The sequence below is a fragment of the Chryseobacterium oleae genome (assembly GCF_900115055.1).
GTDB classification, from domain to species: Bacteria; Bacteroidota; Bacteroidia; order Flavobacteriales; family Weeksellaceae; genus Chryseobacterium; species Chryseobacterium oleae.
In genome coordinates, this window is the sequence record NZ_FOVD01000005.1 from 143,859 (window position 1) to 169,098 (window position 25,240).

The window sequence follows — 25,240 nt, forward strand, 5'->3', positions numbered from 1 at the left end:
ATAACCGAAATCTATTAAAATAAATTTATTTCAATAGATTTGTAATTATTAAAACTCTAAAAACCAGACTGCTATGAAAACCAAGGAAAAGAACATTTCTTCCCGTATTACTCCTTTTTAGTTGTGATTCACAACATCCACCTTACTCAAATCATTCATTTATAAGGCAGTACAATTTGCTAAAAACTTTATTTCACAAACCCCCTTCTTCCGATATGATAAGAAAACTACTCCTCCTGTTTTTATTCATTTTCTGCACCTCTCTTTCTGCACAGGAAGACTGCAACTTCGCTATAATGGTATGTGGAAACTCCAATATCAATTACACCCCTTCCGGAATCGGTAATATCAACGAAGATGTGGGAGGATGTTTATCCGGTGAACATCATTCTGTATGGTACAAATTTACTATTGCAACAAGCGGCACCCTTACTTTCAATCTTGTTCCTACGGGACCTGTAGACTATGACTGGGCTATTTACGGACCCAATGCAAGCTGCAACAATCTGGGATCTCCTATCCGCTGCAATGCTTCAGGGGCCCTGACCAGTACAGGAATGAATATGACCAACAACAATACAGTGTCTGCCGGTGGAAATACGGATCCTTACTGTCGGTACATGGATGTAGTGGCCGGTCAGACTTATTATTTGTATCTGGACAACTGGTCTACGACTGTGTATACTTTTAACCTGACGTGGGGAGGAACAGCCACCTTCGTTTCACCTTTTAATAATTCTACAGCAGCTCCCAATCCGTTCATTCCACCGGGTACACCGGGTCCAGGTGTCAACTCGCCGCGCGAAATCGGAATCTGTGGAGCGACTGCCCTTTTTGACTTCAGTTCTTTATCTACAGGTATATTAAACGGAAATCCGAATTTTACGGTTACTTATTTTAATAGTGCCAATAATGCAGCAACAGGAGCCAATCCTATTACAACCCCCACTAATGTCAATACTACGACAACCTATTATTATAACATTAATTATCATGATCCGAACAGTTCTGGCAGCACGATCAATGCCTGTAAACAAACCAATGCCATTGTATTTAAAAACAAGAGCTTAACCGCTTCCATAACACCTTCAGCTACTGTTTTATGCCCCGCGGGAAGCATTATCCTAACCTCCAATAATGCTACAGGGAACACCTGGTCTACGGGGGCTACCACACCAACCATCACTGTAACAACTCCCGGAACTTATACTTTAACGAGTACGAACAGAGTCTGTACAAGCAGTCCGGCTTCCATTACCATTACTCAGGACACCGACCCTTCTGTAGATATAGCAGGAAATCTTGTGCTCTGCGAATCTACAGCTTCCCAACTTACCGCTTCTTCAAACGGAACAGGAAATACCTACACGTGGTCTACAGGTACGACAGGAAACACGATCTCAGTTACGACGCCGGGAACATATACGGTTACGGTAAAGACACCCGCCAACTGCCAGTATACAAAATCTGTAACAGTGACTCAAGGGGTCATTCCCGTTGTTCAGAATTCTAGTTTAAGTCAATGCTCCAATTCGACTACGGGTCTCTTTGATCTTACCTCTGCTCAACCCAGCATCAGCACCACCGCTAATATAACTTTTGATTATTATCTGAATCAAGCAGATGCGCTTGCAGGAAATACCAATACCATTTCCACTCCGGCAGCTTACACTTCAGGAAATGCTACAATATATGTGCGGGTAAAATCTGGAACATGTTTTAAAATAGTTCAATTACAATTAAACATTACTCAATCCATTACTCCTACTATTACTCCATCATCCCCAACAATCTGCTACGGAGGAAACGTTATTTTAACCTCAAGTATTACGACAGGAAATACATGGTCTACCGGAGCGACAACAGCATCAATCACCATTACCACCCCCGGAACTTATACTTTGACCAATACCATCGGAAGCTGCACAAGCACTCCTGCCTCTGTTACGATCAACCAGGAAAATAATCCTAATGTAGAAATTACCGGGAATTTATTGCTTTGTGACTCGCCAAGTACACAACTTACCGCCTCTTCAGCCGGAACAGGAAACACGTATACATGGTCTACGGGTACAACAGGAAATACTGTTTCAGTTACAGCACCGGGAACATATACTGTAACCGTAAAAACGCCAGCCAATTGTGAATACACAAAATCCGTGACGGTAACACAAGGTGTTGTTCCTACTATTCAGAATTCAAGTTTAAGTCAATGCTCCAATTCAGCGACTGCTGTCTTTAATCTCACCTCATCTCAACAAGGCATCAGTACGATGACAGCTTTAAGTTTTGATTATTATGTGAATCAGGCGGATGCTCTCGCAGGAAACGCGAACACCATTCCCAATCCCACGGCGTATACCTCAGGAAATACTACAGTCTACGTCCGTGTAAAATCTTCAACATGCTTTAAAGTGGCCCAGCTGCAGCTTTCCGTCACTCAATTCCCTGTGCCAACCATTACAGCATCTTCTTCTACGATTTGCTATGGAGGAAGTGTAACTTTAACATCAAGCAATGCAACAGGAAATACCTGGTCTACAGGTGCCACAACACCCTCTATTACAATCACCACTCCTGGAACTTATACTTTAACAGGTTCAAACGGGTTATGTGCCAGCACCCCGGCATCTGTAACCATTTTATCAGAAACCAATCCTACTATCAATATCTCAGGAAATCTGACTTTCTGCCAGGGAGCCTCAACAACACTCACTGCATCTGCCCAGGGAACCGGGAATACTTTTGTGTGGTCAAATAGTGTGAACGGAGCAGTGAATACCGTTAATGTGCCAGGAACTTATACCGTTACGATAACAAAACCTTCCGGCTGCCAATATCAAAAATCCGCAACAGTCGTGATGGATGCCGCGATCATTGTGAACATTGCTCCTCCAGCACAGATTACTTGTACAAACTCGCAAATCACTTTAAATGCAACAGCTTCAATTTACCAACCGGGTTCCACATTTGCATGGACTGCCAGCAACGGAGGAGTGATTGTTTCCGGAGCTAATACTTTAACCCCAACAGTCAATAATAGCGGAACTTATACGCTTACCATCACCAGCGCGACACCTTTCGGATGTAGCAACCAGGCTTCCGTAACCGTGATAAAAAACACAACACCTCCCACACTAAGTGTTTCTGCGCCTAAGCTTACCATCTGTATGGGAGAATCCGTACTATTAACCGCAACAGGAGCTGCAACTTATACATGGACAGGACTTCCCGGCAATGGAAATACACAAATGGTGTCACCAACCACAACGACAACTTACACGGTAACAGGAACCGGGGCTAACGGATGTACAGCGCTTACACCAGCCACTATAACCATTAAGGTTGTTCCTGAAATTGTTTCTGCATTACATGATATTGAAATCTGTAAAGGGGATAAATCCATACTGGACGCCGGTGCAGGACCTAACTACACCTACCTCTGGAGTACAGGTGCAACAACACGCACCATCAATGTAGAACTGGCAGGAACTTATTCTGTAACGATTAGCAACGGAGTGTGTTCAAAGACATTTACAGCAACGGTAAACTATATCGTTACTCCTGAAATCCTGAGTATCGTTTATAAAGACCCTACATTAACCATCAATATAAAGAACAGCGGAAATCTTCCTGCTGAATACTCCATTGACGGAGGATTGACGTGGCAGTCTTCGAATGTATTTACGAATGTTCTGAGAAATACTCAATATCCTGTTAAAGTAAGAAACAGAGGCGCCTTGTGTGAAACAAACGCCACCTATTATACTTTCTTCATGTCGAATGTCATCACACCCAACAGCGACGGTAAAAATGATGTTATCAATTTCAGCGAGATCAGCAAATATGGAAATTTCCAGGGAAGTATATTTGATAAGTATGGAAAAGAAGTTTTCAAAATAAGTACAAAAACACCAATATGGAACGGAAGGTATCTCGACAGACCTCTTCCTTCCGACACCTATTGGTATAGATTATTCTGGGAAGACAGGGTCAGTAAAAAACCGGTAGAAATATCGGGATGGGTCCTGTTAAAAAACAGGGATTAATCAATCTTCACCTGCCGACAGCGATACTGTCGGCAGTTTTTATATCCAATTCCTTTAAAAATCCGGTCTTATTTAAAAAGCAATCTGTGATATTAACTGTATTTAAACAAAAATCTCTATCTTTGCATTCACTTTATTCATGGGGTTGACTGGTTTCGACAGCAAGATCAATGGGTAAGTAAGCATGCAGAGAACCGTAGCGCGATCTCTTAAATCCCTTGCTACACAACTTTAACTGGCAACGAAGAGTTCGCTCTTGCAGCTTAATCCGAATAAAGTAAGATTCAAGCGCTTTCCCGAAGATAGTAAGGAAGCAAGATATCTCACAAATGCTCCGTTCTACGGCGTTTGATCCTGAGATATAGGAATGTAGAAATAAGGTTTCTGACGCTTCGGCTGAAACTCGAAAACTTTAGAAGATAAGCTGGATGTTGGGTGTCTATCCTCTGCCTTCAGTCGAAAATCAATGGTAGAATAAGCATGTAGAAATCTTATGTATTGCTTGTTTGGACGAGGGTTCGAATCCCTCCAACTCCACAAAAAGAGAGTCTGTAAAATACAGGTTCTCTTTTTTATTACCAATCCTTACCGAGGTTAACTTCTCTATTTTCCCCAATACCAGACAATCAATTCATCTCACCATATAAACAATAGCAATCATTTTAAATATATCCACACAAAAAAAACTACAAAATCACACAAAAGGAGTATTTTAAACTTTAATTATAGGTTGTAAATTTGATTTTATAAAAACAAATAATTATGTCAAATTTATCATGGTACCCAATCAGTCCTACTCTTACGGATAAAGGAAATTTTTCAGCATTTGCCTATGAAGACAATGCAAAATCTCTGAAACCAATCCCTTTAGATGAAGGAACAGATCCTTTTTCGCAATTCCGGGTGATTCAAAATTCCCTCAGCGTACAAACAGCGGCCAATTTAGGAATCGGCGTAAGCTCCATAAGCGGTAATTACAGTGCGTTTGTACTATCTTATGAGGCAATGGTTTTTACTGAAAAAATTATAGAAACTCCAATTGGCGGCAAAATATACGGAACAAGATGGGGCGCAGGACTACGGGTTGTTTTAAAAATTTCCGAAATTAAATCCAATGCAAATTTCAATTTTGGAGCAATTGCAGCCAGTGCAGAATTAGGGCTTGCAAAAGTAGAGTATGAAATTAATGGAATAGGAATCAGCAAACCGGATATTCTCTCCGTACTTCCGGGACCGGGAGACTTCAATTTTTCCAACTATAAGAAAATACTGGATGCTGTAGACGTTGTAAAAAAATTCATGGCAGAACATGCAAGTGAGCTACAACCCAAACCTTTTCAGGTCTTTATTTCGGATGACAGCCATAAAGATGTATTTACAGATAGCAAGGCGATTCTGTTCAGTATGCGCAGTATTGCTTCCAGAGATACAATGAAAACTGCCATAACAAACGCTAAAAATAGATTCAATATTTCAACGATTAAAGCGGCATACGCCAAATTCCTGATTCTGGATGAAAATACAGAGCCAACCAGAGAGCAAAAAAGGATGGCCGAAGAGTTTCTGAATACTTGAGATATTTATTAAATTTCAAACCCACTCATCATGAAATCACCCTTATTCCCGATTAAGATTATTTCGATCTACAAAAATGAACTTGGAGATCTCCTTCCATTACCCAAGAGAATGGCCAAGTGTACCTCTGACACCTATACTGCATTGATTAATATTTCTACTGAACTTGCATCAAAAGGTGGGAAACTGATTCTGAGCGACCTCTTCAGAAGTTACGAAATGCAGGCACAATCCCATAATGATTATAAATCCGGAAAGAAATCTGCTTTCAGCCCGGCTCCGGGAGGAAGTTTCCATGAAGCGGGAAGAGCTTTTGATCTGGATTTAAGTTCCATTAAAATTTCATTATCCGATTTCTGGAAGATGGCTAAAAAGTATGGCGTTGTACCCATTATTGATGAACCTAAAAAAAGCATCTCTGAAGCCTGGCATTTTGAATGCAGAGGAAGCCACCAGATTATCTATGATTACTACACCGCAAAAAAAGGCACGAATTTCAAACCTTACAAAGCGGCAGCGGCAAGCGCCATCCTTTCTATTGGAGTTCATGTGGATTTCTTTGGAGATAATCAAAAACAGGCGATGATCCAGTCCCATCTTATCAGACTTGGGAAAGAGATCGGGAACCTCGATGGCCAGATTGGAAAGAACACCAAAAAAGCGCTTAGCGAATTAGGATTAATCTTCACAATTAATAATCTGGATGAAATTTTATCTGAAACTGAAGATCTCGTTCAGGAAAAATTCACGAATGAATACAGAAGTCCAATCCTCCTTTAAAATAAAATTTTAAAATCACACAAAAATATCATTTCCGCTTTTGCCCAGCCCTTATCACACTAAGGGTTTGCTGGGTAATTCCCAGATAAGAAGCAATATTTCCCAGAGAAGCTCTTAAAATAAGGTCCGGCGAATTTTCCATCAGTTTTTGATACCTGTATTCGGCGGACTGAAACTGAATATCGTATAAACGGTCATTCAGCAGTTTGATATGATAAGCCATAGTGTGGCGCATGAAATAGTTCAGTTTCTGAACATTATCCAGAAATGGTTCCAGTAAGTTGTAATTTATCATCCTTATTTTGCTCTTCTCCAACAGCTCACCGTTATAATGATCTTCTCTGTTGAGAAATATATTTTCCACCGACAGAAAAAATGTATTTTCCTTATAAAAAAAGTCGGTAATATCTTTTCCATCCTTGTGATAAAAAGAGCGGACCAGCCCTTCTTCAATAAAGAAAACATCTTTTGAACGGCCTCCACTGGAACATAGCATATGATTTTTTGGCAATTCTTTATACGCAAATAATTCATCCAGTGCCATCACCGTTTCTGGCATCAGACCTATTTCATTCTGAAGGTACAATCGTAATTTCATGTCAAGTTTTATGACCCGAAAATGTGTTATCTTATTAATAAACACTTTTCAGGAGTTTAATTAAAATTCAATCCAATTTCAACCCAGTTGTAATAACTGCAAGGTCTTCAAAAGAATCATTCTTATACCATCACTGATCAGGCAATATTCATTAAATCAAAAAAAAATCAGGTTTTCATTCAATAGAATTCCAGAAACTTTTTTTACCCAACCGGATGTATACTCTACAAAATTAGTAGAATTTTAAATTCTACTTTGTCAGGATTTTCACAAATCATTACCGCATTATGATCACATCGCACTTCAACACCTTGTAAAGCGCCTGAAACAGCAGGTTTTAGAGAATTTCCAAAGTCAAAAACTAAACGATGGATTTTAAGATAGATGAAAATTTTATAGGGCTATACTGTCTATATTTGACTACCGAAAAGACCTTATTATTTTATCCCGAAGCCACATTTCAAAGTAAGATATAAGGTCTTTCATTTTAAGACAAGCACTTTTTTAAATAAGTAGTATAGAATCTGTCGGTAATAAAAAACAATGGGAAACACAATTTTATATACAGTACAATTGTGGGAGCTTTTTAAAAGTCTCCCAACAATTGTTTTTCCTTTTGTTCTTTCTTTTACTCTTTTTTCTCTTCTGTTTTATTCTTTAAATAAGCCTAATGCGTCTGTAATAACATTTAATAATACACCTCAGAACAGGTTAGATCCAAAGAACCATTTTAACTATACCTATACAATTCGCTGCCTGAAAGCCGTATTTCCGAAATCCGGACTTCAAACAACCTTAAAGAAGAGTATAGTAACGGATTTTTCAAAAAGTGTCATTTTGCTATGTTGCTTTGCGAAAAAGATAGAAGTTCTTTCTATTCAGAAAAAGCTTTCCGATACTATACTTTCCATTTCTTATTTTTCACGTCCGCCACCTGGCATTTAGTTTTTTTTTCACAATGATTAATATTTCCAGATAAGGAGCTGTACACCGTAGCTTCAGGCAGCTTATTTCCTGTTCACACCAAAAAATAAATATGAAAAAAATGTATTATGCTCTTCTCTTCTCATCAGGGTTGAGCATCAATGCCCAAGTAGGCATTTCCAGCAATCCGGCTGATCAGCAGCCTCATCCCAATGCAATACTCGATGTAAAATCTACCTTTCCAGCCAAAGCAGTCATGCTTCCAACAGTTACACAAATAGGGAATGCAACAGATCCGGATGCCGATGAAGCTTTTAAAGGGGCTATTATCTACAACAAAGGCAATGGCTCAATCTACGAACATGATGGAACAAACTGGCGTAGTGTTTATCAATATACTGCAGAGCTCCAACCTCAGTATCTGGCTCATTTCTCAAGACCTTCTGACCTGAATCTATCCTGTTCATCGGGTATTCTTCCACCTTACGGATGTTCAGCAGATGGCATTATTCCGCTCACCGGAACAGGTCCTTCAGATTTCATAGGAAGTTTAATTAAATTATCTATCGCGTCGAATGTCATTACGGTCAATGAGGCCGGAACCTACAGAATCACCTATCGTTCTTACGCCGTTTTTCAAGGCCTCAATACAGATTTGATCCAGCTTCGTCTTCAGAAAGCAAATTCAGCAACTCCAAATAGCTTCACCACTATTGATTATAAGGAATTTACGGATACCAATGATGGATTGGGTTATAATCCTGTATTTAACGGTTCTATTGTACTACAGGCCAATGCCGGCGATAAATTCCGACTTCAAGGGCACATGGAATCAGGTTTGTCCCCTATCATTACTTCTTCCACTACTTTTCAAAATAGGAATACATATGGAACGGGTGAATTTATTTTTGAAAAAATCATTCTATAACCGATATAAAAACATACAATGAAAACTAAAACATTCGTTTACAGTCTGATTTTCACCGTCATATTCGGAATCAGGGCGACTTCACAAGTAATGATTTCCAATACTCCGGGAATCTTTAATCCTCATCCTAATGCTTTACTGGACATTAAGGATTCTAAAAAGGGGGCTATTTTTACAAAAGCAGATAATATCAGTAGTTTTCCTTTGTACAATAACCTTGAAGAGGATTTTTTCGGTGATCTGCCTTCATTGGAAGGGGCTATCATTTATAACAAAGAAGACAAACAATATTACAAATATGACGGAACCGTCTGGATCCCGGCACTTCAGCTTGGCGCCTTCTATAATCCTTTCGAAACCCGCCAAAAGGCAAATACCTCACAACAATGGTCATGTATAGGCCTACCCGGACTTAACACCTGCAGTCTGGGCCAGCTATTCGGGACCAATAACAGGAAAATAATTCCTTTATCAACTATCGCTAGCCGTTCTCAATTGCTGGTCAACAATTTAAATCTGGCCACAGGAGCTGATTATGTAACGATACCCGCAGCCGGCCTCTATCATGTTTCAGGGGTGGTAGGATTTAGCGGAACCAGTGTTTTAGGTTTAGGAGACAATGTTTCTTACTGGGTGAATCTGGACGTGAGCTATGATAATGGAGCCACCTGGAATACTTTAGCCTTCAGCCAAACCCTTCAGTATGGTGGTCTTTTCATAGATGTAGGCCAGGCCGGTGATAAAAGTGCCAGTGTTTCTGCAACGGTTACTTTACCGGCTAACGCAAGAATAAGACTCGCCGCATCGGTTTCCACAGAGGCCGTAGTATCTGTGTACTCAAGCTCTACAGCTCATAAAGATACTTTTATCAATATAAAAAAATTAAAATAATCCCTCATTCCGAAACAATGAAAAAATATGCATCATTAGTCAGTATCATCCCCTGTATCGCTATCAATGCGCAGATCATCATAGGAGGAAACAATATTTCTAATCCTTACACTCAACTGGAACTTCAGAATACGGATGAAAAAAAGGCATTAATACTTCCTGCGACCAACGATAATACTACTTTGCCACAATATAATGTGTTACAAACGGACGGATATAATAATGATCCCACCATGGAAGGAATGCTCATGTATGATAAAAAAGCCCAAATCACTAAGGTGTACGACGGATCTTCGTGGAAACAGGCTTTTATCCCTGAACATACAGCAACCACCTGGACCAGGGCAAGAATTGAATCTGCTTCTGCAGCTTGTCTTTCAATTTTATGCAGCTCCAACAATCTGCCACTTTCTATTCCTGCTAATGATCCTCAGTTTGCAGATCATTTATCGATCCGGCATTCGGCAGACACTTTTCGCATGCGCCAGAAAGGAATTTACAGAATCAATTTCAATGCTGTATTCGGAGGAATTAATGTAGGATTTACAGGAACTAAAATTAATATTGCCATCCTGGTGAATGGAGAGCAAAAAGCATACATGTCTGCTAATGCCGCATTTATAAGCCTGAACAACTATGCGGTGTCTGCAGATACGGTATTGTTTCTGGATGTGAATAGCAATGTGAATTTCAGAATATCCATCGACAACAGTGCGTTCTCGATATCTGGCTATACGTTTGGGGGAACAGCGGACAGCAATGTAAGCTTTGAAAAAATACTGTAATTATAAATTTAACTCTTAAAAAATAAAGCTCATGTAGAATAAAACCTGTCATTACATTTAATAGAAATCTGTAGACCTCCAATACCAGTTGATTGGAGGTTTTTATTTTTCAAAATTCCGTTTAAAGGTTACCAGACTTCCTCATGTCATATCTGCAAAACGATCTGGTTTTACATTAAAAACATCAATAAAATACCCTTTGTTGAAACTTTCAATTCAACAAAGGGTATTCTGTTAATCAGAATTTATATTTTCCTTAGTTAATATAAACTCCTGATGCACTGTAGGCTATTAGCCTAAGGTCTGCATTTCCATTAAAATTATTATTAGAAGATTTTCTCATATACAATTTAACCGTATGGGTACCCGCAGGAACATTAATAATACCACTTAAAGTAAAATTTAACGCTCCTCCAACACCATCTGCTAAGTATCTTGCACCAGATGTCCAAGGGTTTGCTGATACTGATGATCCATTCTCCTGAATTGCTGTAAATATTTTCGCAGGTGAAGCAATAGGGGCATCATCTAAGTAGAGCTCTGCTTTATAGTAAGGAGCACCTGCCTGAGTCGATGTATAATCATCAATTCCTACATTGGCATTAAAAAAAATAGATCTGGCACTTGCTAATGTCATCGTGGTAGTGGTGTTGGCAATAGCGACCATAGTACTTCCCACTCCATTTGATGCAGTTGCAGAACCGTCTGATTTATCATAATTTGTACTTCCTGCAAGCGTTGAAACAGCACCGGGAATGGCTTGTGTACTGATAACACCAGCCCCATTTACCGTAAGCATTTGGGTGTTATCTGTTGTGGTTGACAAACCGGTTAAAGCCAGCGTATTCGCAGCTGAAGTTCCTATAGCTGTAACTCCGGTAAGCGGTCCTCCTAATTTAATATTCCCTCCCGAAACAATGTTTATTCCGTTTGAAGCTGTTAAAGAAGACTGATTGAGTACTTTCTGCCAAACACTTCCATTAAAATAATAATACCCACTGTCAGTGATATTAATTCTTTGCAAGAGTGCATCACCTCCGGAAACATCACTAATATAAATCAATGTTCCTGTTTGCCCGGTTCCATAAAGGGAGTTACCTTTATTGGTAAGCTCAGCTCTGGTTAATCTTGGTGCCTGTAAACCGTCTTTATCCGTAGTGCCTTTTTTCCCAACAACATCGAGTGTAGATTGTGGCAGAACAGTATTAACTCCAACCTGAGAAAAAATAAAACCAGGCAACAATCCAATAAATAGAAAATTCTTTTTCATCATAATATTAACCGTTTTTAAAATTTTGAATTCAAAGAAAATTATTTTAAGAGGATTACATTGAATTATTTTGTTAACAATGTGTTAGCAAATTACAGATTAACATCAATAAACAGTTAACATTTAAAAATATAAAACACTTAATATCAGTATTATAATATTGAAAAAAGTTAATTATACATCTAATTCATTTAGTGACTTATTTAAAGATCGATCATATTGCTTCAGGGATAAAGTACATTGATTAACAACCTTACTCTTTAAAAATTAAAGTTCATGTTGAATAAAGCCTGTCATTAAAATCTAATAAAAACATGGAGACAGTCAATACCAGTTGATTGGAGGTTTTTATTTTATATAGATAATCTGCTTGGCGGCAGGCCATACTGTTTTTTAAAAGCAAATGAAAAATGGGAAAGGTCTTCAAAACCAAGATCCAGATAAATATCCGTCGCTTTTTTCCCTTTTTCCAGAAGATAGCGGGCTTCCTGAAGTCTTTTTTCGAGCAGCCATTTTCTTGGTGCGGTTCCGAATATTTTTTCAAAATCCCTTTTGAAGGTTGCGAGACTTCTTCCCGTCAGATAAGCAAAACGGTCCAGCTTTACATTAAAATGATAGTTCTTCTGCATAAAACCTTCAAGATCTATTTTATACGGATCAGAAATATCATACAGAATATTTTTTAGTGACGGATCATGTCCAAATAGTAGAAATAAAGCTTCTTTCTGCTTCAACAGAGCCAACTCAGGAGATTTATTTTCCAACAGATCCTGATACTGCAGCAAGGATTCCATAAAATATTTCAGATGCTTTACCTCTGATACATCAGTAAAAGCAGACGTTTTTGATCTTTCCGGGAGTACAAAATGTTCTTCGGTGCTCATCTCCTTCAGCAGTTCATCGTCAAATCTGATGGATAATGATTTGAATTCCGCTTCCTCACCCGGTTTTTTCAGAAATTTCAACAATTGATTTTTCCGGACAAGATAGATATCCCCGCTCCGGAACATTTTCCGGTGAACACCATCATTGAGTTCCATTTCTCCTGAAATCACCATCGATAATGCATTATAGGACACGAACTGTTCCCCTTCGCGAAAAACGGTGAAGTAGCAGGAATAATTGATGTAATCGATATTTTCGGACATTTCTTTTCGTAATTAAAGTCAAGCCGGAAAGCTCTGGCTTGACTGTTCAATATAATATTTTTTAACCTGAGTTTGGGATAAAAAGTTAAGATAAAATGGTTGGAAGATGGAAGTTACTATTGGGCAGTAAGTACTTAACAATTCCTTTAAGTTTATTAAAATAGTATTAAAAGATTAATAAAACACCCTGTATTTCTATCTTCGGACTTCAATAACTTACACCAAAATTGATTTAGGCTCCAAATATTCTTCCAGGCCAAATGCTCCGAATTCCCTACCAATCCCCGACTGTTTGAATCCTCCAAACGGTGCCAGTGGATCATGCTTGAAACCATTCACACAAACTCTTCCCGCTTCAATCTGAGAAGCCACTCTGATGGCACGGCTCTCATCCGAAGAAGTCACATAAGCAGCCAATCCATAAGGAGTATCATTCGCAATTGCGATCGCCTCTTCTTCATTTTCATAAGCGATGATCGAAAGGACAGGTCCAAAAATTTCTTCCTGTGCAATGCGCATATCATTTCTGACATTGGTGAAAATGGTAGCTTTAACGAAATTTCCATTTTCAAGACCTTCCGGTTTTCCGATACCACCCGCTAACAAGTCTGCACCTTCGTCCAGACCTAACTGAATGTAACTTTGCACGCGTTCATACTGTTTTTCAGAAACCATCGGACCTACATTTGTATGTTCATTGGATGGATTTCCCACGACAACCTGAAACGCTGTTTCTTTCGCAATTCTATTGACTTCTTCCAGCCTTGACTGGGGAACCAGTAGACGTGTCGGAGCAATACAGGCCTGCCCGCTATTCATATAAGCTCCGAAGACTGCCTGAGGAATGGCTTGCGTAAAATCAGCATCATCTAAAATAATATTAGGTGATTTCCCGCCAAGTTCTAAAGTAACCCTTTTCATACTGTCTACAGCACCTTTAGCAATCATTTTTCCTGTTTGGGTAGAACCGGTAAAAGAGATTTTAGCAATATCAGGATGGCTTACAATTTCATTTCCAACGACATTTCCCAATCCGTTCACAACATTAAAAATTCCTCTTGGCAGGCCAGCTTCGTGGAAACATTCTATAATGATTTCCGTCTGAAGTGCGCTCATTTCACTAGGTTTTACAACGACTGTACAACCTGCGGCCACTGCTGTAGCGAATTTACTGCATATAAAACCGTTGCTGGAATTCCATGGGGTAATAATACCGACTACTCCAATGGGAGCCATCTGTACAAGGGTTTTGCCAGCTCTTCTTTCAAATTCGAAATCACTGAGGGTTTCTATCATGTGTTCAAAGGCACCTACCATATTCTGATAGCCTGCCGTGCAAAACTGTCGGGTGCCGCCGTACTCCAGGATCATGGTTTCGATAAGCTCTTCTTTGCGCTTTTCTACAGCCTTCTTTAAGTTTTTAAGAATTTCAATACGTTCTTCTATGGTCGTTTTTGAAAATGCTTTAAAAGCTTCTTTCGCTGCTGCAATGGCTTTTTGAGTATCTTTTTCATCTCCTAAAACCACTTCTCCAATCTTTTCATGATTGGAAGGATTAATCAGATCGAATACTTCTGTCCCGTGTAATGCTGAAAATTCACCGTTGATGTAGGCATGTTCTATACGTTTCATATTATTTATTTTAATTGTAAGGACAAAGTTCCCACAATTTCAAAAGAAGTGTTTTGTCACATGGCTCAATTCAACTTTGCTTAAAAGCTCAAAATATGGATAGGATTAGCCCTGAATTCTTTCAACTAAAATTGAAAATGATCTTTTATCGCCCCATCCGGCAAAAAATAAAATGGATATCACTCCTTGTCATTTACTCCTGTTTCAGATGGAAATATACACTGTGAGGCTAGTGTCACAACCCTTTTTCACCCCACCTCCATCCTGAATAAGAAGTTATTTTACTTATGATTTACATAGCAAACATAAATACCTGAAAACGAAAACACTAAAACTTCTGACTATAAAATAAGTATAGTCTACCCACAAAAAAGACTAAAAAAATGTTTTATCGTGAAGAATTTTATATATTTGCACCATCTAACAATTAAAAAAATAATTTACTATGTCAGACATTGCATCAAGAGTAAAAGCTATCATCGCTGATAAGCTTGACGTTGAAGAAACAGAAGTAACTCCTGAAGCTAGCTTCACTAACGATTTAGGAGCTGATTCATTGGATACAGTTGAGCTAATCATGGAATTTGAAAAAGAATTCAACATTCAAATCCCTGATGATCAGGCTGAAAAAATTACTACTGTAGGTCACGCTATCGCTTACATCGAAGAAGTAGTAAATAAATAATATTCTTCAACAAAAAAGAAAATTTTAAAAGTTTATGGAATTAAAAAGAGTAGTTGTAACCGGTTTTGGCGCAATAACACCGATTGGAAATAATGCAAAAGAATACTGGGAAAATCTTCTTAAAGGTGAGAGCGGTGCTGCTCCGATTACTCTTTTTGATGCCACAAACTTTAAAACTAAGTTCGCTTGTGAAGTGAAAGGTTTCGATCCGTTGCAGCATTTCGATAAGAAAGAAGCAAAGAAAATGGACCGAAATACTCAGCTTGGGCTTGTAGCCGCAAGAGAAGCAGTAGCACACTCCAGAATTATGGAAGACAATGTTGATAAAAACAGAGTCGGTGTAATTTGGGGTTCCGGTATCGGAGGTTTAGAGACTTTCGAAACTGAGGTTTTAGGATGGGCGAATACTGAAATTCCAAGATTCAACCCTTTCTTTATTCCTAAAATGATCGCGGATATCACTCCTGGACATATCTCAATTGAGTACGGTTTTCACGGGCCGAATTATACTACGGTATCTGCCTGTGCATCTTCAGCCAATGCTTTAATTGATGCCAAGATGATTATCCAGCTAGGAAAAGCTGATGTTATTGTATGCGGAGGCTCTGAAGCAGCCGTTACAGCAAGTGGTGTCGGTGGATTTAATGCGATGATGGCACTTTCTACAAGAAATGACAGCCCTACCACCGCTTCAAGACCTTTTGATAAAGACAGAGATGGCTTTGTGTTAGGTGAAGGTGCAGGTACAATCATTCTTGAAGAATATGAGCACGCGGTAAAACGTGGCGCTACAATTTATGCAGAATTGCTAGGTGGTGGTATGAGTGCAGATGCACATCATATGACTGCTCCGCATCCTGAAGGATTAGGCGCTTATCTGGTAATGAAAAACTGTCTGGAAGATGCAGGCTTAACTGCTGATGAAGTAGACCATATCAACATGCATGGTACCTCTACTCCATTAGGAGATATTGCAGAATCCAACGCAATTTCGAAATTATTAGGCGAGCACGCTTTTGATATTCAGATCAATTCTACAAAATCAATGACCGGTCACCTTCTGGGTGCAGCTGGAGTTATTGAGGCTATCGCTGCATTAGGAACTATTATTCATGGTATCGTTCCGCCTACCATCAACCATTTTACTGATGATGAAAACATTGACAGCAGACTGAATTTCACATTCAACGACGCTGTGAAGAAAGATGTAAAAGTAGCCATGAGCAATACTTTTGGATTTGGCGGGCACAACGCTTGCGTTCTATTTAAGAAAATCTAAATTCAATGAATGGAGTTACAGAAATACTTTTCTAAATTCCTTCTCAGACAAAGAAAAAGAAAATTAACGGAGAGAGACTATTTTCTCAGTACCGAGCTGAAAAAAATGCTGGGCGCCGAGGTTCAGAATGTGGCTCTTTACCGGGAAGCTTTTTCTTTAAAAAGTTCTTCTAAAAATCAAGACAGCAATTACGAACGACTTGAATTTTTGGGAGATTCTGTTTTGGGTACAATTATTTCCTGTCATCTGTTCCAGACTTATCCTCAGGCCAACGAAGGATATCTCACGCAGATGAAATCTAAAATTGTTAATAGGAAGAATCTTAATAAATTAGGTGAAGACCTGAAGCTTATCGATCTCTTGCAGAAGCAGGGATCCGCAGCATTGGGTGAAAATATTTCCGGAAATTTATTTGAGGCACTTATTGGTGCTGTTTATCTGGACTTCCAGTATGACGCCTGTAAAAGGATCATTCTGGAAAGATTACTGACGCCTTCTGAAATTAATAAGCTTGAAAATAAAATTGTAAGCTACAAAGGTCTTCTGCTTGAATGGAGCCAGAAGAAAAAAGTAAATATAAAATACGAGACCTGCGAAGAAATTCAGGCTAATAAAGCAATCGTGTTCAGGTGCCACGTCTGGCTGGGAGAAGAAAAAATCGCCAATGCGACAGAAACTTCCAAAAAGAAGGCAGAAGAGAAGGCAGCACAGAGAGCGTTTTATATTTTAAACAAAAAAGAAAACATACTTGGAAATCCAAAAACTTTATGATCTAGACGATATAGAATTTGAAGATATTGCCATAGGATTGGTAAGATTAGCAAAAGATGTACCTGCTCATGAGTTTTTCTACAAGATTAATCAAATCAACGGCCTCACTTTTTCCCGAAAAAAGGATGTGATTATTCACGGGGCTTACTACGACTACTATTTTCCAAGATTTGAAGCTTACCATAAATTTACGAAAACGTGTTTTACGTTCATTTCGAACCGGTCTTCGGAAAGTAAGCAAAAAAAACTGCAGACCGAGCTCTTCACAGAAGAAGAAAACATTAAATTTTTATTAAATAATCAGGTAGATGTGGAATATATTCTGCATACATCGGAACAAATTCCTGATTTTTCCGTAATTTTGCTCCCGGAAAATCTTGTATTTCCGATACAAGATTATACACTGAGTTCTGAAGAGGAACTTTATCAAATTATCCAGTATTATGAATAAGTATTTAAAGAAGACAAAAATTATTGCAACACTAGGGCCTGCTTCGTCATCGAAGGAGGTAATGTTAGGACTAATGAAAGCGGGTGTTGATATTTTCAGAATAAATTTTTCACATGCAGACTACGACTTAGTTCGAAATAATATTGAAATTATCAGAGAGCTTAATCAGGAATATGGTTATTCTGTGGGAATCTTAGGAGACCTTCAGGGCCCTAAACTGAGAGTGGGCGTTGTAAAGGAAGGTTCTTACCTGAACCCGGGAGATGTTCTTACCTTTACAAATGAGAAAATAGAGGGAGATTCTACAAAGGTTTACATGACCTACCAGCAGTTTCCTCAGGACGTAAAAGTTGGGGAGAAAATCCTTATTGATGACGGAAAACTGATGTTGGAGGTTATTGAAACCAACGAAATAGATACGGTAAAAGCAAAAACCATCCAAGGGGGACCTCTAAGTTCCAAGAAAGGGGTGAACCTGCCAAATACCAATGTATCTCTTCCAGCTCTTACGGAAAAAGACATTCAGGATGCCAATTTCATGCTTGACATGGAGGTTGATTGGATTGCCCTTTCTTTCGTTCGTCATGCTCAGGATATCATTGACCTTAAAAAACTGATCGACAGCCATCCGAACGGAAAATTCAAAACGCCGATCATTGCTAAGATTGAAAAGCCGGAAGGTGTTAAAAATATTGACGAAATTCTATTGGAATGTGACGGACTGATGGTTGCCCGTGGTGACCTTGGTGTGGAAGTTCCGATGGAAGAAGTTCCTGCTATCCAGAAAACTTTGGTAGAGAAGGCAAGATTCTATTCAAAGCCGGTCATTATCGCTACGCAGATGATGGAAACCATGATCAACAGTCTTACGCCTACCAGAGCGGAAGTAAATGACGTTGCCAACTCTGTATTGGACGGTGCGGATGCCGTAATGCTTTCAGGAGAAACGTCTGTAGGAAGATACCCGATTCAGGTGGTTGAAAACATGACGAAGATTGTAAAGAATATCGAGACCACTCATTTTTACCAACATAAAAATGAGCCAATGGAAAAAGATTACAACTGCATCGACGAAAGATTCATTACGAACAGAGTATGTCTTGCAGCCGTAAGAATTGCTAAAACGACCAACGTTTCTGCAATTGTTACACTGACGCACTCAGGATATACAGCATTCCAGCTTGCGGCTCACAGACCGAATTCACAAATCATTGTATACAGTGGAAACAGAAGAGTAATCACGATGCTGAACCTTCTTTGGGGCGTTCATGCTTACTACTATGACATGAAAAAGTCTACGGATGAGACGATCATTCAGGTGAATATGCTGACTCACAACCATGGGTATATCGAAAGCGGAGATTTTGTTATCAATATCAACGCTACTCCATCTTACGAAGGCGGAAAAACAAATACACTGAGACTGACGACGGTATAAGCAATAAGCAATAAGCAATAAGCAATAAGCAATAAGCAATAAGCAATAAGCAATAAGCAATAAGCAAAATTACTTTTTGACGAGCATAAAAAAATCCCGGAAATAGATATTTCCGGGATTTTTTATATTTAATGACTGTAAATTACATTAATACATTATACTTTGTACATTGTACATCATACAGCTAGTTCCCTACAATCGTTCTTGCCGTCACAAACTCTTTTAAGGCTAATAAAGACAGCTCCGTCCCATATCCTGAAGCCTTGCTTCCACCAAATGGAAAACGCGGATCAGAACTTGTCATTCTGTTGATATTGACTGTTCCCGATTCAAGGTTTTCAATAAAAAATAACTGGCGGTCTGTTTTTTTCGTCCAAACAGAATTGGAAAGTCCAAAAGGAATATCATTCGCCATCTGTAATGCTTCTTCATCACTTTTAGCAATCATGATCATACCAAGAGGTCCAAAAAGTTCTTCCTTTAAAATAGGATTTCCTTCCTGAACGCGAATTAAACCTGGTTTAAATTCATTTTCAGAAATTCTTTCCAAAGGAATAATAATTTCAGCACCGTTTTCCAGTGCCCTGTTGAACTGAGCTTCCAACTCATCAGCGAGGTCCGGTCTTGCCATTCCCGCTAATTTAGTTTCCTTATCTAAAGGATCTCCAATCTCATATGTTTTATATTCCTCAATGAATTTCGGTAAGAATTCATCTTCAATTTTTTCGTCAATAATAAATCTTTTAGCGGCAGTACAGGTTTGTCCGCAATTCTGAAGTCTGGATTTTGCGCCTGCTTTTGCTGCTGCATCCAAATCTGCATCATCGAAAATAATGAATGCATCACTTCCGCCTAGTTCCAGTAAAGATTTTTTAATGTTTAAACCGGCGATGGAAGCAACTTCTCCACCCGCTTTTCCGCTGCCTGTAAGACTTACTCCTTTTACAGCATCGTGCTCAAGAATTTCTTTTACAGCCTGATGTCCTACTTCCAGATTGAGGAAAACACCTTCCGGAAAACCTGCCTCCAGGAATACCTGTTCGATAGCATTTCCACTTCCGAAACAGATGGAAGCATGTTTAAGAACTACTGTATTTCCGGCCAAAATCGCTGGTGTAGCGAACCTCAGTACCTGCCAGAAAGGAAAATTCCATGGCATTACTCCTAAAATCACACCTTTCGGAACATAATGAACTTCAGAATAAGAAAATTCAGATTCAATTTTTTCGGGTTTTAAAATATTTTCAGCAGCTGCGTAATAATTCATCATTAATGCACATTTTTCCACCTCAGCAATTGACTCTGAAATAGGTTTATTCATCTCTGTGGTGATGATCCTGCCAAATTTCTCCGAATTGTTCTTTAAAATTTCTGCCGCTTTTGAGATCAGCTTCTGCTTTTCTTCAAACGGTACTTTTCTCCATTCTGAAAATGTCTTATCTGCTTTAATAAGCTTATTTTCAATTAACTGTTCCATAATCTAATTTCTGTTTTAAATTCAAAAATGAATTTATTAATGCCTTTATTCTAAAAAGCACCGTGAAAGTAACAAATTTTGTTCCTTTAAGGGTTAATAAAGGAATGATTTTCTCTATCGAAATAATATAATTTCTACCTAGATCATAAACCATTCATTCACAAGACACGCAGCAAGCCGTGCCGTTCTTTCCTGAATATCAAGGGAAGGATTGACTTCTGCGGCATCCAGCGCTATGAGTTTTTTATTTTTTAAAATATGCCTGTACAAATGCATAAAAGGCGTATCTGCAAAGATACCATTATATGCGGAAGCGGAAACCCCCGGAGCGATTGATGCATTGAAAACATCCATACAGATCGTAAGATAAATAAAATCTACACTTTCCGTAAGTTCATCAATGCGCTGATAAATCGAAGGAAGATTTTCGAAAAAAAGTTCGTCTGCAAGGATGTATTTCATTCCGTACTGATGGGCTGTATCAAAGAGTTTCAGGGTATTTGAATTTCTCTGAATTCCGATATGCAGTGAGTTGATCTGTCCTTCCTGTGCGATCTGCCAGAATCCGGTTCCTGAGCTTGGCCCTACTCCTTCTTCAGGCTGTCTGTTGTCAAAATGAGCATCGATATTAATGATCCCGATTTTCTGTTCCGGAAAAGCTGTTTTTACGCCTAAATAATGGGCATACGTTACTTCATGACCACCACCTAAAACAAGTGATTTTCCACCTTTCAGCAATACTTTGGATACATTTTTAGCAAGGCTGTTCTGGGTGCTTTCAAGGTCGCCGTCTTCACAGGTCACATTTCCGAAATCCAGAAGGGAAAAATCCGGACGGATCACCGGGAAATTAGACATATTTTTTCGGATCACATCCGGAGCATCTTTTGCTCCCTGACGACCTTTATTTCGTCTAACTCCTTCATCTACGGCAAAGCCATGCAGGACAAAATCATCTGCCACAATCTGGTCGTAATTATGTTCTTCTTTAACTCTCTGAAATATTCTGTGGAAAAGAAGTTCTTCTCCGTCTAATCTGCCTTTCCAAGTGTCCTGAAACATAGAATTTAAATTAAATTTTTAATGACATCGTTTTATATGGTAAATCTAAATAATATTGTTTACATATTAAAACGCTCCTGTATTCAATTTCAGCAGCATTCCATGACATCCGTCATTCCCTTAAAATGTGCTTTTTCAAGTTATTTTTTCCCCTGATTCGCATTACTGCTGATGAACATTTCATTGCGCTCTTCTGAAACAATTTCCAGAAACCGCTCATAATGCTTGAGGACATCGGAAATCAGTTCATTTTTTGTAAAATACTGAACGTCATACCCTTCTCTTCCATCCCCAAAATAGGACCTTGGATAGTGGGTTTTCTTATCATCTAGATCGGGAAGATTTTCTTCATTGATCATGTATTCAGAAACGGTTTTTATTCTGTTTTCAACACCGTAGATAAAATTATTGACGACTCCCTGGTGGATTTCTATTTCTGTTCTGACAGGACTTTCGTAATGGTTTATTTTCGCTTCAATTCCATTGGCGGCAAATTCCTGCTGGAGATCTGTAAAGGCTTCTTTTGTTTTAACCTGAATAAAATGATCTACTGAGGAATTATCTTTAAAGGAAACGATATTTTTTAAACGTTCTTTCCAAAATTCTCCGGACCAGGGAACGGTTGATGCTGAAAAGTTGGTGTCATAATATTTCTGGTCGATGATCAATCCTTTCATCAGACTGACGATAAATAAGAGGACGATGATTGAAAAGGGTAATGCTGTAATTAAAGTCATGCTTTGGAGTGCTTTTAATCCGCCGGCATTTAACAGTAAAAGAGAAAGCACGGCGAGTAAAATACCCCAGAATACGATCTGCCATTTCGGAGATTTAGTGGAATTTTTAGTAGCGATGCTGTTCATGACAAATATTCCCGAATCGGCGGAGGTCACAAAGAAAATAATGATGATGGCAATAACGAAAAACCCAGTCAGGGTTGATAAAGGCATATATTCTAAAAACCGGAACATCAGTGCATCAGGATCGGATGCCAGCTGGCTTAATTTTCCGTTGGCTACATTTAAATCGAACCATATGGCACTGTTTCCAAATACAGACATCCAGATAAAATTGAATAAGGTAGGAAGGACTAAAACTGCGAGAATAAATTCCCTGATGGTACGTCCTTTTGAAATTCGTGCGATAAACAACCCTACATAAGGCGACCATGAAATCCACCACGCCCAGTATAAAATAGTCCAGTCATAGAACCATGGCAATGCATTTTTCTCGTAAACATGGGTATTGAAAGTAAGATTGAAAAAATTATTGATATAGTTTCCCAATCCATCTGTAAAGCTTCCTATCAGATAGACCGTCGGGCCTAATATCAGAACAAAAAGTAAGAGGACAATGACACTCATTACATTAATGTTACTTAAGATCTTCACGCCTTTATCCACTCCGCTGATCGCTGAAAAAACAGAAAGCGCAATAAGACTGATCACAATAATCACCTGATTGGTAAAACTGTTTTCTGCGGTGATGTGGAGGATATTTAATCCAGAACTGATCTGCACCACGCCAAATCCTAAAGTCGTGGTCAATCCGAAGAAAGTACAGCATAGTGCAAATACATCAATCGCATTTCCCCATTTGCCGTTAATCTTATCTTTCAGCAATGGATAAAAACAGCTTCGTAGGGAAAGTGGCAGTCTGTAGCGATACGCGAAGTATGATAAGGAAAGTCCTACCACTCCGTAAATCGCCCAGGCATGAACTCCCCAGTGAAAGAAAGTATATAACTGTGCCTGCTTGGCTCTGCTCACATAATGATTATCGGCAAAAACTTCGGAAGAATAGTGCTGCATAGGTTCTGCTACACTAAAATAAATCAGTCCGATTCCCATTCCTGCGGCAAAAAGCATTGAAATCCAGGAAAAAAAGGAATATTCCGGTTTACTGTCGTTAGCACCCAGCTTTATGTTTGCATATTTACTGAAGAGCAGATAAACCAGGAAGACCACAAATAAAGTGACCGCCCAGACATACACCCAATTGAGATTAACAAATATAAACTGTTTAATCCCGTTTAAAATATTTTCCGTCGGTTTGGGATAGAGAGCCGAAAGAAAACACGTTCCGATAATAAAAATGAGACTTGGAACAGTTACACCTTTATTGAAAGTAGACTTTAGATTTTTAAATTTCATCACCTTTATTTTTTCGTATTTTAATATTGACAGACACCTGGCATAGCCCTGGCTGAAGTACTCAAAGAATAATATGACTGCTTTATTTTCCTTATCAAGGAGTGTACTTAAGAACTATAGAAAGTTACTGTTTTCTTTGAAGACTGAACAGTAACGGGGGCACAATATAAGGAAACTTATATAAAAAAATAAAAATCAAGGCTGGGAATCGGTCTCATCCGTCTGTCCCAGCCCGCTAAAAATCTGCTTTAATTGACGTTAAAGTGTTCAAAACTTTGCCAGTATTTATCCTTATAAATTTCAAGTGAAATTTTATATTGAGGATTTTCTTTGATGATCTGGTCAAAAACTTTTGAAGGCTGCCTGAAGTCTTTGCTGGCAAAATAAATACTTTTACAGCTGTCTGCCGTTTCTCTCCCGATGTACAGATGTCCATTTTCAGGAGTCAGAACTTCTACTGCATAATCTTCGATGATGTTCATCGTATTGTAATCTTTTTCTTCCGGAAAACCATCATTCCTGTTTCCATCGTAAGAAATCTTCAGCACCGAGATCCACGGATAGGAAGCTTTTGCATTGTATTTCAGTAAAGAAGCATTCACAGTGGCCATCAATGGCATTCCGTTTTCCAGAGTAGCTTCAAGAAGGGAAAACTGATCTTCCGTTTCGAGCTTCATATCTTTATATTTCTCCGTAAATTCCCTTTCTCTCCAGAGAAGAAATTCTTTTAACTTTTCTATCGGAATAAGTTCCTGTTCAGCTTCATTTTTACCCATCACACTGAAAGTATCAATCTGAGTGGCGAAATTCAGTTCACCCAGGAAATTATCCAGAAAAATACAGATTCCTGTCGTAGCTGCCCCTCTGTTTTCCTCGTTTAGGTCACTATAGACGAAGGCCAGATCGATCTCATCCGGATAGCCTTCTATTTCATTGGAGTAAAAGTAGATATTGTCTTTTGTGAACTCGCAGTCATTCATACGGATTCCTACGTTTTCAATATCAGTTTCCGGCTTAAGGGCGGTTATCTTCCAGCGATCCATCTTTGGAGCAGCGGCAACGAGTTCCTCCGCAAAAATCATTTTTTTAATCTCACCTTCCACGGTAATGATAAGTTCTGCCGTATGGTCATCAGACATTCCTGAGAGGAAATAATATCCCTCATGTATTTTGGAAAGCTCCGGAGCCATCACATCAAAAAACTGTCCTTCAATATGTTCTCTGTTTTTAACCACTTCAAAAAATGTTTTCTCTTTGGTTAAAAACCAATCCCAAAACTCTTTATAGGTTCTGGTTTCCTTTTCCGGTTGTTTTTTGCCCAGAATCTTATCAAAAATCCCCATA

General features: G+C 38.8%; 19 protein-coding genes and 1 other RNA gene. 12 read left to right on the plus strand and 8 right to left on the minus strand.

Features of this window, described 5'->3' with window-relative positions:
- The first annotated feature begins 215 nt into the window (after window positions 1-215).
- From BM143_RS16350 to BM143_RS16365, 4 genes are all read left to right on the plus strand, one after another.
- A complete protein-coding gene (locus BM143_RS16350; RefSeq protein WP_139222063.1) occupies window positions 216-4,049 on the plus strand; it encodes a T9SS type B sorting domain-containing protein in 3,834 nt (1,277 codons plus the stop codon).
- Window positions 4,050-4,190: 141 nt separating this feature from the next.
- Window positions 4,191-4,589, plus strand: a transfer-messenger RNA (tmRNA) gene (ssrA, locus tag BM143_RS16355).
- Between the two features lie 222 nt (window positions 4,590-4,811).
- On the plus strand, window positions 4,812-5,624 hold the full coding sequence (locus BM143_RS16360) for a hypothetical protein (protein ID WP_090025582.1): 813 nt from the start codon (window positions 4,812-4,814) through the stop codon (window positions 5,622-5,624).
- 30 nt (window positions 5,625-5,654) lie between these two features.
- On the plus strand, window positions 5,655-6,404 hold the full coding sequence (locus BM143_RS16365; protein WP_090025584.1) for a M15 family metallopeptidase domain-containing protein: 750 nt from the start codon (window positions 5,655-5,657) through the stop codon (window positions 6,402-6,404).
- Between the two features lie 28 nt (window positions 6,405-6,432).
- Here the strand turns inward: BM143_RS16365 and BM143_RS16370 are convergent, their stop codons facing one another.
- On the minus strand, window positions 6,433-7,002 hold the full coding sequence (locus BM143_RS16370) for a Crp/Fnr family transcriptional regulator (protein WP_090025585.1): 570 nt from the start codon (window positions 7,000-7,002) through the stop codon (window positions 6,433-6,435).
- A gap of 1,036 nt (window positions 7,003-8,038) precedes the next feature.
- On the opposite strand from BM143_RS16370, the gene BM143_RS16380 reads away from it, so the two are divergent.
- From BM143_RS16380 to BM143_RS16390, 3 genes are read left to right on the plus strand one after another with little or no spacing between them, the layout of a single operon-like run.
- The gene (locus BM143_RS16380; RefSeq protein WP_090025588.1) at window positions 8,039-8,854 is read left to right on the plus strand and encodes a hypothetical protein; all 816 of its coding nucleotides are present in this window, start codon (window positions 8,039-8,041) and stop codon (window positions 8,852-8,854) included.
- 18 nt (window positions 8,855-8,872) lie between these two features.
- The gene (locus BM143_RS16385; protein WP_090025590.1) at window positions 8,873-9,745 is read left to right on the plus strand and encodes a hypothetical protein; all 873 of its coding nucleotides are present in this window, start codon (window positions 8,873-8,875) and stop codon (window positions 9,743-9,745) included.
- A 17-nt stretch (window positions 9,746-9,762) separates the two neighbouring features.
- Complete coding sequence (locus BM143_RS16390; RefSeq protein ID WP_090025591.1) at window positions 9,763-10,530, plus strand: hypothetical protein; 768 nt, start codon at window positions 9,763-9,765, stop codon at window positions 10,528-10,530.
- 256 nt (window positions 10,531-10,786) lie between these two features.
- Here BM143_RS16390 and BM143_RS16395 read toward each other — a convergent pair whose 3' ends face one another.
- The 3 genes from BM143_RS16395 to BM143_RS16405 all read right to left on the minus strand — a co-directional run bounded on the left by BM143_RS16395 (window position 10,787) and on the right by BM143_RS16405 (window position 14,580).
- On the minus strand, window positions 10,787-11,803 hold the full coding sequence (locus tag BM143_RS16395) for a hypothetical protein (RefSeq protein ID WP_090025594.1): 1,017 nt from the start codon (window positions 11,801-11,803) through the stop codon (window positions 10,787-10,789).
- A gap of 350 nt (window positions 11,804-12,153) precedes the next feature.
- Window positions 12,154-12,948, minus strand: a complete 795-nt coding sequence (locus BM143_RS16400) for a helix-turn-helix domain-containing protein (protein ID WP_090025596.1) — start codon at window positions 12,946-12,948, stop codon at window positions 12,154-12,156.
- Between the two features lie 216 nt (window positions 12,949-13,164).
- Entirely contained in the window at window positions 13,165-14,580 is a 1,416-nt protein-coding gene (locus BM143_RS16405; RefSeq protein WP_090025597.1) for an aldehyde dehydrogenase family protein, read from the minus strand.
- 445 nt (window positions 14,581-15,025) lie between these two features.
- On the opposite strand from BM143_RS16405, the gene BM143_RS16410 reads away from it, so the two are divergent.
- From BM143_RS16410 to pyk, 5 genes are read left to right on the plus strand one after another with little or no spacing between them, the layout of a single operon-like run.
- Window positions 15,026-15,265, plus strand: a complete 240-nt coding sequence (locus BM143_RS16410) for an acyl carrier protein (protein ID WP_002976354.1) — start codon at window positions 15,026-15,028, stop codon at window positions 15,263-15,265.
- Window positions 15,266-15,299: 34 nt separating this feature from the next.
- Window positions 15,300-16,544 (plus strand): beta-ketoacyl-ACP synthase II, encoded by a 1,245-nt coding sequence (fabF, locus tag BM143_RS16415; protein ID WP_034723358.1) that lies wholly within the window; start codon window positions 15,300-15,302, stop codon window positions 16,542-16,544.
- A 9-nt stretch (window positions 16,545-16,553) separates the two neighbouring features.
- Window positions 16,554-17,315, plus strand: a complete 762-nt coding sequence (gene rnc / locus BM143_RS16420; RefSeq protein WP_034723357.1) for a ribonuclease III — start codon at window positions 16,554-16,556, stop codon at window positions 17,313-17,315.
- Complete coding sequence (locus BM143_RS16425; protein WP_034723356.1) at window positions 17,293-17,766, plus strand: IPExxxVDY family protein; 474 nt, start codon at window positions 17,293-17,295, stop codon at window positions 17,764-17,766. The genes rnc and BM143_RS16425 overlap by 23 nt, the downstream gene beginning before the upstream one ends.
- Window positions 17,759-19,204, plus strand: coding sequence for a pyruvate kinase (pyk, locus tag BM143_RS16430; protein WP_047452867.1), 1,446 nt, complete (start codon window positions 17,759-17,761; stop codon window positions 19,202-19,204). Before BM143_RS16425 ends, pyk begins: the two co-directional genes overlap by 8 nt.
- A gap of 184 nt (window positions 19,205-19,388) precedes the next feature.
- Here the strand turns inward: pyk and BM143_RS16435 are convergent, their stop codons facing one another.
- The 4 genes from BM143_RS16435 to BM143_RS16450 form a co-directional block, all read right to left on the minus strand.
- Window positions 19,389-20,681 (minus strand): aldehyde dehydrogenase family protein, encoded by a 1,293-nt coding sequence (locus BM143_RS16435; protein WP_090025599.1) that lies wholly within the window; start codon window positions 20,679-20,681, stop codon window positions 19,389-19,391.
- Between the two features lie 138 nt (window positions 20,682-20,819).
- Window positions 20,820-21,743 carry a formimidoylglutamase gene (hutG, locus tag BM143_RS16440; RefSeq protein WP_090025601.1) on the minus strand — a complete coding sequence of 308 codons (924 nt, stop codon included), beginning with the start codon at window positions 21,741-21,743 and terminating at the stop codon, window positions 20,820-20,822.
- A gap of 140 nt (window positions 21,744-21,883) precedes the next feature.
- Window positions 21,884-23,896, minus strand: coding sequence for a BCCT family transporter (locus tag BM143_RS16445; protein WP_167375303.1), 2,013 nt, complete (start codon window positions 23,894-23,896; stop codon window positions 21,884-21,886).
- A gap of 248 nt (window positions 23,897-24,144) precedes the next feature.
- Complete coding sequence (locus BM143_RS16450; protein ID WP_090025604.1) at window positions 24,145-25,239, minus strand: DUF695 domain-containing protein; 1,095 nt, start codon at window positions 25,237-25,239, stop codon at window positions 24,145-24,147.
- Window position 25,240 lies beyond the last annotated feature (1 nt).

Bases quoted from the DNA above. Each gene is read 5' to 3' on its own strand.
- BM143_RS16350 (WP_139222063.1), top strand. From the start codon at position 216: ATGATAAGAAAACTACTCCTCCTGTTTTTATTCATTTTCTGCACCTCT.
- BM143_RS16360 (WP_090025582.1), top strand. From the start codon at position 4,812: ATGTCAAATTTATCATGGTACCCAATCAGTCCTACTCTTACGGATAAA.
- BM143_RS16365 (WP_090025584.1), top strand. From the start codon at position 5,655: ATGAAATCACCCTTATTCCCGATTAAGATTATTTCGATCTACAAAAAT.
- BM143_RS16370 (WP_090025585.1), bottom strand. From the start codon at position 7,002: ATGAAATTACGATTGTACCTTCAGAATGAAATAGGTCTGATGCCAGAA.
- BM143_RS16380 (WP_090025588.1), top strand. From the start codon at position 8,039: ATGAAAAAAATGTATTATGCTCTTCTCTTCTCATCAGGGTTGAGCATC.
- BM143_RS16385 (WP_090025590.1), top strand. From the start codon at position 8,873: ATGAAAACTAAAACATTCGTTTACAGTCTGATTTTCACCGTCATATTC.
- BM143_RS16390 (WP_090025591.1), top strand. From the start codon at position 9,763: ATGAAAAAATATGCATCATTAGTCAGTATCATCCCCTGTATCGCTATC.
- BM143_RS16395 (WP_090025594.1), bottom strand. From the start codon at position 11,803: ATGATGAAAAAGAATTTTCTATTTATTGGATTGTTGCCTGGTTTTATT.
- BM143_RS16400 (WP_090025596.1), bottom strand. From the start codon at position 12,948: ATGTCCGAAAATATCGATTACATCAATTATTCCTGCTACTTCACCGTT.
- BM143_RS16405 (WP_090025597.1), bottom strand. From the start codon at position 14,580: ATGAAACGTATAGAACATGCCTACATCAACGGTGAATTTTCAGCATTA.
- BM143_RS16410 (WP_002976354.1), top strand. From the start codon at position 15,026: ATGTCAGACATTGCATCAAGAGTAAAAGCTATCATCGCTGATAAGCTT.
- fabF (WP_034723358.1), top strand. From the start codon at position 15,300: ATGGAATTAAAAAGAGTAGTTGTAACCGGTTTTGGCGCAATAACACCG.
- rnc (WP_034723357.1), top strand. From the start codon at position 16,554: ATGGAGTTACAGAAATACTTTTCTAAATTCCTTCTCAGACAAAGAAAA.
- pyk (WP_047452867.1), top strand. From the start codon at position 17,759: ATGAATAAGTATTTAAAGAAGACAAAAATTATTGCAACACTAGGGCCT.
- BM143_RS16435 (WP_090025599.1), bottom strand. From the start codon at position 20,681: ATGGAACAGTTAATTGAAAATAAGCTTATTAAAGCAGATAAGACATTT.
- hutG (WP_090025601.1), bottom strand. From the start codon at position 21,743: ATGTTTCAGGACACTTGGAAAGGCAGATTAGACGGAGAAGAACTTCTT.
- BM143_RS16445 (WP_167375303.1), bottom strand. From the start codon at position 23,896: ATGAAATTTAAAAATCTAAAGTCTACTTTCAATAAAGGTGTAACTGTT.
- BM143_RS16450 (WP_090025604.1), bottom strand. From the start codon at position 25,239: ATGGGGATTTTTGATAAGATTCTGGGCAAAAAACAACCGGAAAAGGAA.